The organism is Embleya sp. NPDC008237 (genome assembly GCF_042956465.1).
In the GTDB taxonomy this organism is placed as follows: Bacteria; Actinomycetota; Actinomycetes; order Streptomycetales; family Streptomycetaceae; genus Embleya.
This window is the reverse complement of record NZ_JBIBGL010000013.1, coordinates 198,692-211,314: the sequence shown is the minus strand read 5'-3', so window position 1 is coordinate 211,314 and position 12,623 is coordinate 198,692. Positions and strand designations below refer to the sequence as shown.

The 12,623-nt window shown below is 73.5% G+C and carries 10 protein-coding genes; 3 read left to right on the top strand and 7 right to left on the bottom strand.

Translation table 11 applies throughout. The features are described from left to right. Positions 1-6 precede the first annotated feature (6 nt). Positions 7-873: a family 16 glycosylhydrolase gene (locus ACFZBU_RS31140; protein ID WP_391587030.1), complete on the top strand. Its 867-nt coding sequence runs from the start codon at positions 7-9 to the stop codon at positions 871-873. 34 nt (positions 874-907) lie between these two features. Here ACFZBU_RS31140 and ACFZBU_RS31135 read toward each other — a convergent pair whose 3' ends face one another. From ACFZBU_RS31135 to ACFZBU_RS31105, 7 genes are all read right to left on the bottom strand, one after another. Continuing rightward, complete coding sequence (locus tag ACFZBU_RS31135) at positions 908-1,747, bottom strand: polysaccharide deacetylase family protein (RefSeq protein ID WP_391587029.1); 840 nt, start codon at positions 1,745-1,747, stop codon at positions 908-910. Next, positions 1,744-2,088, bottom strand: coding sequence for a hypothetical protein (locus ACFZBU_RS31130; protein WP_391587028.1), 345 nt, complete (start codon positions 2,086-2,088; stop codon positions 1,744-1,746). The genes ACFZBU_RS31135 and ACFZBU_RS31130 overlap by 4 nt, the downstream gene beginning before the upstream one ends. Continuing rightward, complete coding sequence (locus ACFZBU_RS31125) at positions 2,085-4,913, bottom strand: glycosyltransferase family 2 protein (RefSeq protein WP_391587027.1); 2,829 nt, start codon at positions 4,911-4,913, stop codon at positions 2,085-2,087. The genes ACFZBU_RS31130 and ACFZBU_RS31125 overlap by 4 nt, the downstream gene beginning before the upstream one ends. Next, the gene (locus ACFZBU_RS31120) at positions 4,910-6,205 is read right to left on the bottom strand and encodes a hypothetical protein (RefSeq protein ID WP_391587026.1); all 1,296 of its coding nucleotides are present in this window, start codon (positions 6,203-6,205) and stop codon (positions 4,910-4,912) included. Before ACFZBU_RS31120 ends, ACFZBU_RS31125 begins: the two co-directional genes overlap by 4 nt. Next, on the bottom strand, positions 6,202-7,686 hold the full coding sequence (locus ACFZBU_RS31115) for a glycosyltransferase (RefSeq protein WP_391587025.1): 1,485 nt from the start codon (positions 7,684-7,686) through the stop codon (positions 6,202-6,204). The genes ACFZBU_RS31120 and ACFZBU_RS31115 overlap by 4 nt, the downstream gene beginning before the upstream one ends. Beyond that, on the bottom strand, positions 7,683-8,495 hold the full coding sequence (locus tag ACFZBU_RS31110) for a glycosyltransferase family 2 protein (protein ID WP_391587024.1): 813 nt from the start codon (positions 8,493-8,495) through the stop codon (positions 7,683-7,685). The genes ACFZBU_RS31115 and ACFZBU_RS31110 overlap by 4 nt, the downstream gene beginning before the upstream one ends. 245 nt (positions 8,496-8,740) lie before the next feature. Beyond that, the gene (locus ACFZBU_RS31105; RefSeq protein ID WP_391587023.1) at positions 8,741-10,063 is read right to left on the bottom strand and encodes a DUF5685 family protein; all 1,323 of its coding nucleotides are present in this window, start codon (positions 10,061-10,063) and stop codon (positions 8,741-8,743) included. A gap of 118 nt (positions 10,064-10,181) precedes the next feature. Here ACFZBU_RS31105 and ACFZBU_RS31100 point away from each other — a divergent pair, with 118 nt between their 5' ends. Both ACFZBU_RS31100 and ACFZBU_RS31095 read left to right on the top strand, forming a co-directional pair. Further along, on the top strand, positions 10,182-10,724 hold the full coding sequence (locus ACFZBU_RS31100; protein ID WP_391587022.1) for a low molecular weight phosphatase family protein: 543 nt from the start codon (positions 10,182-10,184) through the stop codon (positions 10,722-10,724). A 144-nt stretch (positions 10,725-10,868) separates the two neighbouring features. Then, positions 10,869-12,623, top strand: a complete 1,755-nt coding sequence (locus ACFZBU_RS31095) for a penicillin-binding transpeptidase domain-containing protein (protein WP_391587021.1) — start codon at positions 10,869-10,871, stop codon at positions 12,621-12,623.

The window sequence follows — 12,623 nt, the reverse complement described above, 5'->3', positions numbered from 1 at the left end:
CGGGCGATGACGGCGCCCGGGCGACTGCGACGCGCGATGGCGGTGCCGAGGGCCGTGCTCCGCCGCGCGGTTGCGGCGCTGCCGGCCGTGCCGCGACGGGCGGTGGCGCCGGTCCTGCCGCTCGTGCTGCTCGCGGCCTGCGGGATCGGGCCGCCCGGCGGGCCGCGGCTGTTGTTCGCCGACGACTTCGCCGGTTCGACGTTGGCCGCCGGGCGCTGGGTGACCTGCTACGACTGGAACGTGGACGGCTGCACCAACGCGGGCAACCGCGAGCAGCAGTGGTACCGGCCCGAGCAGGTCCGGGTGCGCGGGGGCCAGGCGATCCTGAGCGCGCTGCGCCGACCCACGCGCGGCTCGGACCACCTCGTGTACCCGTGGGCGTCGGGCATGTTGTCGACCGGGCGGCCGAGTTGGTCGGGCCGGCCGCGGTTCACCTTCACGTACGGTCGGGTCGAGGCCGAGTTGCTGATGCCGCGCGTGCCGAACGCGTTTCCGGCCTTCTGGCTGATGCCCGCCTCCCGGTACACGCCGCCCGAGCTGGACGTGGTCGAGTTGATCGGCGCGGACGATCGGGCCCGGTCCACGGTGCACTGGCGCGATGCGAACGGCCGTGCGCAGGCGTGGGTGCACGAGTCGCCGGCGCGCGACTGGTCGGACCGGTTCCACCACTTCGCACTCGACTGGGCGGCGGATCACCTGACCTGGTCGATCGACGGCGAGCGGGTGTTCACGGTGAGCGATCCGGACCGCATCCCGAACGAGCCGATGGAGGTGCTGTTCACGCTTGCGATGGGTTACCCGGACCCGGTGCCGGAACACGTGCACGAGGCCGAGCTGCGGATCCGGTCGGTGCGGGTGTGGGCGGCGCCCTGAGGGCGGGCCCACCGGCGACGGGTCGGTCACCGGGTCACCGGGTCCGGCCCGCCACCGGATCGCGGTGTCCCGGCCAGGGATCGGGGTGTCCGCGCCGGCGCGCCCGGGTCCGCCGCCAGGCCCGCCAGGCCAGCGTGGGCAGCCCGTCGCGAAACGGCGCGACCCGGGTGCCGGCGCCGGCCAGCCAGGCGTCCAGGCGGCGTGCGTCGGTGTCCGCGCGCACGAGCAGGCGGGAGATCCGCCACGGGTCGTCCTCGCGTGAGCTGTGCGCGTCGCGCACGGCCATGGCGGTGCGATAGCCGGCATGCCGCACCGCCTCCCGCACGGCCGCGTTGTTGTAGCCGAACGGATAGGCGAACGAGGTGACCGGGCGCTCCAGTTCGGCTTCCAGCCGCTCGCGCGAGTCGGTGATCTCGCGGTGCATCAGCTCGACCGGCAGGGTGTCCAACTCGCGGTGTGTACAGCCGTGTGCGCCGATGGTCAGCCCCGGCGCGTCGGCGATCCGGCGCAGGCCGTCCCAGGTCAGCATCGCGGCGGGCGGCAGCGCGGGCCGCCGGGTGGGCCACAGCGCGTCGGTGGTGACGTAGAGCGTCGCGGGCAGATTCCGCTCGACCAGTCGGGGCAGCGCGTACCGGGCGAAGTCGGCGTAGCCGTCGTCGAAGGTGATCAGCACGCTGTGTCGGGGCAGATCACGTCCGCCGTGCAGGGCCTCGGTGAAGCGCTCCAGGTCGACCGGAACGCGGCCGCTGGCCAGGACCCGGTCCAGTTGCCGGCCGAACTCGGCCGGGCCGACCGTGAACGGGGCGATCCACGGCGGCGGGTCGTCGCGCACCGAGTGGTACAGCAGCACCGGAACCGCGGTCTCGGATCTCATCGCATTTCCCTTCGCGAGGCGTACGTGTGCGCGACGGTGCGGATCAGCGCCGCGGTGGTGGTCAGGGCCGCGAGCGTGCCGAGCACGCGGGGGCCGGAGAAGGCGCCGGCGAGCAGGTACGCCTGCGCGGTCAGCGCGCACAGCGCGGCGCTGCCGGCAATCGAGGTCACCGCCGTCGCGAGCGCCGTGCCGGCGTCCCCGGCGATCGCGTAGCCGGGTCCGACCGCCAGGAAGGCGACCACCACGAGCCCTCGCAGCGGCTGTCCGGCGGGCAGTGTCGACGCGCCGAACGCGAGCCAGCCGGCCGCGGCGGGCAGCGCCGCGCGGATCGCACCGGTCACCGCCGGGGCCCGCTTCGGGCCGGGGTGATCCGGATCGGGGCATCCCGGATCGGGGCGGCCTGTGGCGGCGCCGACCCGATCCGCTCGGTGCGCGGGTCGATCCGGTAGATCACCGCGTCCCGATCCCGCAGGAGCAGGGTGAAGCGCGGAGCCGCCGAAAGCGTGCGATCCATCCGTTCCAGCGCACCGGCGGGCAGCAGCCCGGTCTGTTCGCACTCGGCCCGCTGACCGGCGGTCAGGAACAGGTACGCGGTGCTGCCGGCGTATTCGTCGGCCAGCGCGGTGAGTCCGGCGACCGGGTCGCGCACGACGTCCTCGCGCAGGGTCGGCGTCTCCATCGCGAACCAGCGGTGCTGTTGTCGCTCGTAGTCGGCGTAGGCGCCGGGGAAGTTGTTGGTGGCCGCGACGATCAGATCGCCGGGGGCGGACACCGTGGCCAGCCACCGCCGGGCGGCGAGCTCGCCGTCGTCGAAGTGGTTCTGCCGCTCCTTGCCGTAGTAGCCGAACACGAACCCGGTGAGCAGCAGCGCGAACACCACCGGCAGCAGCACCGCGCGCGGGCGCGGGCGGCCCCGGTCGCCGAACGGCGGCACCAGCCACGAGGCGATCAGGAACGCGACCGCCGGGAGTGCGAAGAGGTAGACGCGGAAGATGATCTCGCCGCCGTACGCGCCGGCCGCGAGCAACGGCAGCGGGGCGATCGCGAGCAGTGTGGCAGGCGAGCGACGCAACCGCGGTCGGCGGATCAGCGCGGCGGCGGCCAGCAGCACCACACCGGCGGTCAGCGCCCGATCCACCCGGGCGACCAGCACCTGCCCGGGCTCGGCGCTGCCCAGATCGACCATCCCGGCATGCGCGTTCGCCTCGAAGTCGCCGAACTGGGACCAGGAGGCGCCGAATTGCTCGAAGACGAAGGGCCGGGCCACGGTCAGATCCCAGACCAGGACGGCGACCGCGGTCAGCGCGAACAGGGGCAGCGCGATCCGGCGATGCACACGCGAGCAGGCCAGCGTGCCGAAGGCGACCACGAGCATCAGCGGGGTGAGCTGATGCGCCGTCACCACCGCGAGCACGAGCGGCGTGCACAGGGCGAGCGTGCCGAGCGGACGGCGGTCGCGGTCCAGGACCAGTGCCAGGATGCTCACGTAGAGCACGAACGCGAAGGTCTGCGGTGCGAAGTAGTCCTGGCCGACCCAGGCGGTGCCGAAGTAGATCCACACCGCCGCCCAGACGATCCGCCGGTTGCGGGTGAGGGTGCGATAGAGCAGGACCAGCGGGCCGATCAGCAGCAGGTCGAAGGCGAGCGGCGACCAGGTCGCCATGGCCAGCGCGTCGTGCCCGCCGCTGCCGCGGACCACCGCTGCGGCGGCGGCGAAGAAGCCCGGCCACTGGTGATAGGGCGCCAACTCTCCCGCGTGCGGCAGGGTTTCCCCAGTGCGCAGGAACTGGTCGACCACCTCGACGTGCTTCCACGCCCACGCGTAGCGCAGATGCTCGTACAGCACCGCGGGTGTCGCATGCAGCATGGTCACCAACGCGGCGGTGTGGAAGGCGTATCGGGGCGCCCGGGCGGCGCGGTCGAGCAGGGTCGCGGCGAAGCCCGCGGTGAGCAGGCCCAGTGCGCACCAGTACAGGACCGGCAGCACGTCCAGCAGGCCCAGGCCGCCCATGTGTTCCACCCCGACCGGCATGCGCATCGCGAGCACCCACAGCAGCACCGCGACCGGCAGCGCGAGCAGCCCGAACGCGCGGAAGGCGAGGGCCGCGGCGGTCGTCGGCCGGTCGTTGCCCAGGCCGCGCAGCCGGCCGGTCGCGTAGCCGAGCGCGGTGGTGAGCACGCCCAGGACCAGGGCGGGGATGGTGGCCTTGGACGGTGCGGCGTCCGGCGCGAACGGCCGGACCAGGGCCCGCGGGATCGTCGAGGCCAGGTAGGAACGCTCGGATGCGAGCGCGGTGTCGGTGCCGGTGTACCGGCTGACCGCGGCCTTGGACAGGCCCTCGGCCCAGCAGCGGGCCCGGAAGTAGCGCCACGTGGTGCGCGCGGCCGGGACCCGGTGGCGGACCACGGCGGCGGGTTCGTAGCCGAGTGTGCCGCCGCGGTGCCGGGCCGCCGCCCGGATGCACAGCTCGGTCTCCTCGCAGCCCAGCGGGCGGGTGCCGACCCGGCCCAGGTCGGTGCGGAAGCCGCCGACGTCGAGCAGCACGCCGCGCCGGAAGGACATGTTGGCGCCGATCAGATTGCGTACCGGCGCGGCGTGTTCGGGCATGCCCCGGTAGGTGCAGCCGACCACCCAGTCGAACTCGGCCGGGAACCAGGCCGGGCGCCCGGTGTCCCAGTTCGGCCGGATCCGGCCGCCGACGCCGAGCACGTTCGGGTCGGTGTAGCCGTCGAGCAGGCGCATGGTCCAGTCGGGTTCGGCCACCGCGTCGTCGTCGAGGAAGGCCACGATGTCGCCGCGGGCACCCTCGACGCCGGTGTTGCGGGCGCCGGAGAGACCGCGCCGGCCGCGGTTGCGCAGCACGGTGATGTCGGTGAACTCGCGGGCCGCGCGGGCGGCGAGTTCGTGGCAGTGGTCGGCGACCAGGATGGTCTGGGCCGGTGGTTCGTCCTGGGCCCGGATCGAGGCGAGGGCCGCGCTCAGGTCGTCCCAGCGGTCCATCGTGTAGGCGCAGACGATCACGGTCAGGGTGGGTCGGGGCGCTGTGTGCGCCGCCGGTGGCACGGCCCGCCGGATCGCCGCCGCCCGGGCCCGTCGGACGGCGGCCTCCTCGGCCCGGATGGCGACCCAGGCCAGACGTCTGGTGTGCGGTGGAGTCTCCGTCATGCGGGCCTCCCGGGGGCGGCGGTGGGCAGCCAGACCCGGCGGGCGGTCAGCAGCGCGAGCGCGGTCGCGGTCTGCGCGCCGAGCCACGCGACGCCGGCGCCGAGCACGCCGAGCACGGGCAGCAGGACGACGGTCAGGGTCAGTACGGCCGTCGCGAGCGCGGCCTGGATGGCGACGACCACGCGCATCCGGCCGAGCACGCGGCATGCGCTGATCGCGGTCGCGACCACCAGGTGCGGCAGGGCGGACAGGGCCAGGAGTCGCAGCAGGGTCGAGCCGTTGCGGGCATAGCCGGGACCGAACACGCGCAGGACCAGCGGCGCGCCGGCGACGAGAGCGGTGATCGCGAGTACGAGCAGTGCTCCGGTGTGGCGGAGTACCCGGCGGCAGGCCGCGGCGAGTCCGACGCCCCCGCCGGCCGCCTCGACCAGCAGCGACGCACCCATGTTGAGGCTGATCAGGTAGAGCGTGTTGGCCACCACCCAGGCGAGCGAGAAGTAGGCGCTCTCCCGGGCACCGGCGTGCTCCAGCACGATGATCGGCGGCAGCGTGGTCGCGGCCAGCCAGCACAGCGTGCCGAGGTAGTCGGCGCCGGCGTAGCGCAGGACGGAACAGCCGGGCAGGAAGCCGGTGCCGCCCCGGGCGGGCGCGGGGCCGCGGCCCGGGAGCAGCCGGGCGAACACCCACGCGTCCACCACGACCAGGGTCGCGAGCAGGGCGAGCGTCCAGGACATCAGGATCCCGAGCGTGGGCACGAGTGCGGCGAGCGCGGCGACGAAGACGATCTTGGCGAACGCGAAGCCGCTGTTCTTGCCCACCACCAGCCCCGGGCGGCGCAGTCCGGTGAGCGCGCCGTCCTGGAGCGCGAAGAGCGCGTACGCCACGGTGGTGGCCGTGAAGCAGCAGCCGGCCGCCGGTTCGCGCAGGAATCCCAGGCCCGGCGCGCACACCGGGATCAGCGCCAGGAAGCCGAGCACCGCGACCAGCGTGGCGCCGCACGCGGCGGTGTAGGCGGCCAGGATCAGCCCGCGCCGATCCTGCCCGGCCTGCGGCAGGAAGCGCACGAGCACATTGCCCAGGCCGAGTTGGCCCAGTCCGGAGAGCAGCATCAGCGCGGACACGGCGGCGTGGCTGCGGCCCACCGTCGCGTCGCCGTACCAGCGGGTGGCAAGTGCCCAGTAGCCGGCGCCGAATGCCGAGGTGACCAGCGAGCCGACGGTCAGCACATGGCCGTTGCGCAGCAGCGGATCCACCCCGAGCCGGCTCGGCCGGCGGAGCTGAGCCTGCGTCACCGGGCCTGCTCCGGTTGCTCCCAGGGCGTTTGCACGCCGTGCATGCGCACGCGTGCGTGCAGGTAGGCGAGTGGGCCGGCGGCCAGCGCACGACGTTCGAGCCCGGCCAGGCGGGCGGGCCAGGGGACTTCGGTCCGGCCGGGTGCGCGGGTGCGGGCCAGGGCGTGGCGGATGCCGCCGGGCACGCGGCGGGCGAGCGCGCCGAGGGTGCGCGGCTCGCGCAGCACGGCGGCGGTCAGGTAGGCGCCCAGTCCGGTGCCGTAGCCGCGGACCTGGTGTGCCACCGCGGCGCGATCGGCGCGATGCCGGTGCCAGATCAGCGCACCGGGTTCGTAGCCGATCCGGTGGCCGCGCACGATGGTGCGAAAGAACGCGAGCAGGTCGTCGCCGCCGCGCGCGGGCGTGCCGACTCCGGTCGCCGGGTCGAAGCCGCCCATCGCGCGCAGTACGTCGGCACGAAAGGCCATGTTCGCGCCCGAGCCGAAGCGGCCGGCGGTGAACGGGAACAGCGGGTCCGCCGGCGGCGCCTCGGCGTCGTACAGCACGGGCTCGAATCCCTTGGCGAAGCCCCCGTGCCGATACAGCATCAACTGCGCGGGGGTGCGCAGTTCGGCGGGCAGGATCAGCCCGGTGACACACGCGGGCCGGCCCGCCCGGGCGAAGCCGGCGACCAGCCCGGCGACCCAGCCGGGGTCGGCCAGGACGTCGTCGTCGGTGAAGGCGAGCAGTTCGCCGGTGGCGGCGGCGATGCCCCGGTTGTGCGCGAGCGCCAGGCCGGCGCGGGGTTCGCGGACGTAGCGGACCAGGCCGGCGCAGCCGCCGCGGACCACGCTCGCGGTGCGGTTGGTGGTGGGCGCGTTGTCCACCACGATCAGTTCGATGTCGGGATAGGTCTGCCACAACAGGGTGTGCAGGCAGGCGGCGAGCAGTTGGGGGCGCTCCCGGGTCGCCACGATCACGCTCACCCGCGGGGTTTCCCGGCGTCCGGGCGGTTCGGGGCCGTGGTCGGGCGGGGCGGGAGCGCCGAACCGGGTGCCGGCAGCGGCGACGAGCCGGTCCGGGTCGGCGCCGTACGATGCCGGGTCGAGCAGGCCCACGGGGGTGCCGTTGTGCCGGACCAGGACGAGTACGGCGCCGGTGGGGCACTTCGCCGGCCGGCCGTCGGGGGTGGTCAGCCGGGCGGCGCCGGCGGCGGTCAGGTCGAGCACGCGCACGTGCACCAGGTCGGGCGGGTCGGGGTCGGGGTCGAGCGGGTCGGCGGCGGGCTCGGGGTCGAGCCGGTCGGCCGCGGGTTCGGCTTCCAGCCGGGCGCCGGGTTCGGGGTCGGCGGCCGAGCGACTCGGCGCGGCCGGGCGTGGGATGAACACCGGGGGCGGCTCGGCGTCCGGGTCCGGGCTCGACGTCGGGTCGGTGTGCTCGGCCGGGCGCTGCCTGGGGATCAGCGGCGTCGGGTTCGGGTCCGGGTCGGGTCGCGGGGTCAACCGTCCTCCCCTGTCCGGATCGCCCGCACGCCGCCGCCGTGCTCGCGCAGCACGGTGCGCAGTACCCGGTGGCCGTCGCGCACTGCGTTGAGGTTGGATCGACCGCTGCGGCGCGGGAGTTCGAGGCTGGGCACCTCGGCGATGCGCAGCCCGGCGCGGAGCGCGCGGACGATCATCTCGGCCTCGATCTCGAAGCCGGTCGAGCGCAGGTCGAGGTGGTCGAGGAAGCATCGGCGGAACGCGCAGAAGCCGTAGCACAGATCGGTGAGCCGGTAGCGGTAGAGCCGGCTCACCAGTGCCATCAGCGCGTGGTTGCCCATGCTGCGCAGCGTGGTCAGGTCGAGCGATCCGCCGCCGCCGACGAACCGGGAGCCCTTGACGAAGTCGTAGCCGTTGGTCAGGAAGTGCACGTAGTGCGGGATCTCCTGCGGCGACATGCTGCCGTCGGCGTCGATGGTGACGATGATGTCGCCGGTGGCGTGCCGGAATCCGGTCCGCAGCGCGCTGCCCTTGCCGGGGGCGGATTGCGGGATGACCCGGGCGGCCGGCAGGTAGCGGCGAGTGATCAGCGAGGTGGCGTCGGTGGAGTCGCCGTCGATCAGCAGGACCTCGTCGACGCCTTCGGGTATCTGTTGGAGCACCCAGGGCAGGTTGCGCGCCTCGTTGCGGGCCGGCACGACCAGGGTGACCCGGTCGCGCGGCACCGGGTCCGGTACCGACTGCCCGGCGCGCAGCGGTGTGCTGCCGGGCAGTTCGGCGATCCGGGGCAATGGACGTGTCGCGTGTGCCGTGTGCGTCGTGTCGTGCATGACCGGCCCCCTCCCGTCTGCCGCGCGCCCCGGGAGGCACACGGCATCGGGCCGGCGAACCGGCCCGAGATCGGTGACGCCGGGTGCCGATGGCACGACACCCGGTCATCGCTGATCGTGGTTGGGCGGCGAAAGCAGGGTCAATCGGACCGAAGATGCTTTGCCAAGACGTTACGGTTGGGCGTTTTTACCGTCGAATGCCAGTTCGGGAAAGTTCTGCGCCTTTCAGGGGGATACGGGTGCTTTCAGCAGGAGCAGTCGCACGAACAACATTCCCCGCATTCACAACAGTTGCCACAGCAGTCGCAACCGTCGCAGCAGTCCCCGCAGTCGCACTTGTGGCAACAGCCCTGCCGCTGCTGACCGGTGCACGGGTCCTCGAACGACTCCCGGCAGCACCACTGGCACGTGCAGCACAGCCCGGCCCAGATCGCGCACGCGACGAACACGTTGTGCCCACCGGGCGGCGGAGGCGGCGGGGTCGGCCCGCCGGGCGGGCCCCACGGGCTGTTCGGGTCGTGGGGGTTGCCGGGCGGTTGCTGGTTCGGCGGCTGCGGGTAGGGCGGCTGCTGGTTCGGCCACGAGCCCTCCGGCCGCGCGGCCAGGCGCCGTTCGGGCCGCTCGCCGTGCTTGGCACAACCGTTGCCGTGTTTGCCGCCGACCGAGCAGGACGGCGACTCGACCGGAAAGCCCGCGTGCCGGAAGGACCGGTCGATCGCCTCGTCGATCTCGTGCACGAGCAACCGGTGCACGAGCACGCCGTCGACGAACTCGACCTCGGCCAGCGCGAGTTTGATCCCGGTCGCGGCATCGCGGCACAACCGGTGCGCCTCGTCCGGCCCGGTCCCGGTGGCGAGCAGCGGATTCCAGGCCCCGGCCGCCCGGTCGGCGTGGATGTCCTCGACCGCGTCGAGCAGGTGCGCGAGCCGCCCGAACAACCGACCCGCCTCAGCCAACGACTCGGCGTTGTCCGGGCGTTCGGCCAGCACCGCGGTATGCGCGAACGCGGCGCCGGTCGCGGTCTCGGTGGGTTCGGTCACGGTCAGCACGGACACACCCGGTCCGGCCAGCGCCTCGACCTCGACCTGCCGATCCACCGCCTCGACCATCACGGCCGTGTCGAAGCCGACCTCCAGCGCGGCGTCCGCGCCTTGGCGGGCCCAGCGCTCGGCGACTCGGCGCGCGCCACCGGCAACCGCACGCCGCTTGTACACGCCGTCGCCGTCGTCGATGTGGTCGCGCATCTTCGCCGACGCGAGCACCAGCGACACCGCGCCGGCCAACCGGGCGCCCTCGCCCATCGCGACGTCGGCCCGGCGCATCGCGCGCAGCGGGCACGGGCCTGCCTTGCGCCGGCCGTCCGCCGTGGGGCGGGCGGACTGCGCCTCGACCAGGACCGAGATGATCAGCCCGTCGTAGTTGGTGGCGACCCGAGCCGCCTGTCCGTGGTCGTCCCGCAGCGCGAGACACATGCCGCACAGGTGCGCCATCCACTCGCTCTGCAGCTTCTCCGACAGTCGGTGCCGGCACGGCCGGATGATCCCGAACAACCCCTCGCCCCATTTCACTGCGCCGTTCCGGTCCTCCACAGACGGCTCAGCCTACTGATCACCCGTCACCCCCGTTCGGGATCCGCACCCGGGCCGGCCGGCGGCCGACGACCGCCCCACCCGTAAAATCCGCAGCGTGAGCGCATCGGTACTGGTCGTCTGCAGCGGGAACATCTGCCGCTCCCCCCTGGTCGAGGCGATGTTGCGCCATCGGCTGGCCGCATCGGCGCTGCCCGCCGAGGTCTCCTCCGCGGGCACCATCGACTGGAACGCCCGGCCGATGGCGGACAACAGCGCGCTGGTGCTGCACGAGTACGGCATCGACCCGGGCCCGCACCGCAGCCGCAAACTCTCCGCCGACCTGCTGCGCGCGGCCGACCTGGTGATCGGCATGTCACGCGAACACCACTGGGCGGTCGACGCACTCGCCGCCGACGCCCTGCCCCGCACCTTTCTGCTCGGCGAACTCGTGCGACTGGGCGAGCGTTTCGGCCCGCGCGGCGAACTGCCGCTCGCCGACTGGGTGGCCGGGGTCGACGCCCTGCGACCGGCGAACCGGCTGGCCCGGCCGGCCGACGAACTCGACGACCCGATGGGCGAACCGCTCGAATCGTTCCGGGTGATGGGCGCCCGAGCGGACGAACTCACCGCACGGCTGGTGGGCCTGCTCGTGGGGTGATGCCCACCCGGCGGCGAGCCGAGATCACTCGAACAAATGATCTTTCCTTGTGGCGCGGCAAGGCCCCTGGACACACCGACCTTTTGGCCTGCCCGTACACTCGCTGTCCCGCCGTGGGGATCGGCGGTACCGGGCGGGGTGGGCATGCGCGACGCAGAGCACGACCGGAACTACCAGGACGACGGCGAGCACGGCGGCTACGCCGACCACGGCTACGACGGCGACTACGACGGAGACGGCGACTACGAGAACGAGCACCGGCGCCGAAGCGGCTGGGTGTTCCTCGGGTTGGCCCTCTTACTGGTGGTCGGCACGGGTTACGGGGCCTACTCGTTCCTGAAGCAGGACGACCCCTCGCCGACCACGAACGCAGGATCCACGGCGTCCGCGACGGCGGGCGGCGTGGAGCAGAGTCCGCGCAACGCCGCACGGCGCTTCCTCGCCGAGTGGCAGGCGGGCGACTGGAGCGCCGCCGGCGCGCTCACCAGCGATCCGTCCGCGGCGGGTGCGGCGCTGGTGGGTCTCGACGACGGGCTCCGGGTGGGCAGTCGGCGGCTGACCGTGGGCGAGGCGCAACCCCAACGGCCGGACGGCAGCGTCCCGGTGCCGTTCGAGGCACGACTGACCCTCAAGGGCGCCGGCGAATGGACCTATACCGGCTCGCTCACCGTCGCCAAGGCACCGGGCCGGGGCTACCTGGTCGGCTGGGCGCCGAGCGTGCCGCATCCGGAACTGACCGCGACCACCCGGCTCAAGCTGGCACCCAACCAGAGCGGCGCCGGCGGCGACGTGTTGCGGGCCAAGGGCGGAGCGGCGCTGTCGCCGACCGAATACCCCTCGCTGGCCGCGATCCGGACCGGCCTGGCGAGCAAGGCCCGGCCCGCCGAGCAGGCCGCGACCGGCGGCACGGTGCTGCTGGTCGACGCGGCCACGGGCGCCACGGTCGGACAACTCGCCACGATCGGCGAGGTCCGGACCGCACCGCCCACGGACGGCGGTGTGCAGACCACGCTCGACGCCAAGCTGCAGGCGGCGGCCGAGCAGGCGGTCAGGGGCGAGTCGCGGACCATCTCGCTCGCGGCGGTGCGGATCAGTACCGGCGAGATCGTCGCGGTCGCGAACAACCCGGCGGGCGGCCCGAACAACGCGTTCCTGGGCACGACCCCGCCCGGCTCGACGCTGAAGATCGTCTCGGCGGCGACGCTGCTGACCAAGGGCGCGGTCGACCTGGACGACAAGGTCGGCTGTCCCGAATCGGCGAACGCGGGCGGCATGCGGTTCACCAACTCCGAGGGCCGCGCCTTCCCCGAGGGCACCTTCAAGCTCGCCTTCGCCCAGTCGTGCAACACCACGATGGCGAACCTGTCCGGCAAACTCACCGGCGCCGACCTGTCCACGATCGCGCACGACTGCTTCGGCATCGGCGGCAACTGGAAGACCGGCATCGTCTCGTTCGACGGCCGGGTGCCCGCGGCGACCGACGACACCATGAAGGCCGCGAACATGATCGGCCAGGGCCAGGTGCAGATGAACCCGCTCACCATGGCCTCGGTGGTCGCCACCGCGAAGTCCGGTACGTTCCGGCAACCGCATCTGCTCGTCGACCAGGAGGACCTGTGGCGGGCCCCGCGCGAACTCGCGCCCGCGGTGAGCAGCCGGTTGCGCACGCTGATGCGGTCCGTGGTCACCGAGGGCACCGCTCGCGAGTCGCTCGGCGGGCTCGGCGGTGACGTGGGTGCCAAGACCGGCACCGCCGAGGTCGGCGGCGGCAAGCCGAACAACGGCTGGATGGTCGCCTACCGCGGCGACATCGCGGTCGCGGTCTGGGTCGAGGGCGGCATCACCGGCGGCCGGTCGGCCGGGCCGATCGTCAAGTCGTTCCTGGGTGCGGCGGGCTGA

Excerpts from the sequence above, each read along its gene's own strand:
- ACFZBU_RS31140 (WP_391587030.1), top strand. The coding sequence starts at position 7 with ATGACGGCGCCCGGGCGACTGCGACGCGCGATGGCGGTGCCGAGGGCC.
- ACFZBU_RS31135 (WP_391587029.1), bottom strand. The coding sequence starts at position 1,747 with ATGAGATCCGAGACCGCGGTTCCGGTGCTGCTGTACCACTCGGTGCGC.
- ACFZBU_RS31125 (WP_391587027.1), bottom strand. The coding sequence starts at position 4,913 with ATGACGGAGACTCCACCGCACACCAGACGTCTGGCCTGGGTCGCCATC.
- ACFZBU_RS31110 (WP_391587024.1), bottom strand. The coding sequence starts at position 8,495 with ATGCACGACACGACGCACACGGCACACGCGACACGTCCATTGCCCCGG.
- ACFZBU_RS31095 (WP_391587021.1), top strand. The coding sequence starts at position 10,869 with ATGCGCGACGCAGAGCACGACCGGAACTACCAGGACGACGGCGAGCAC.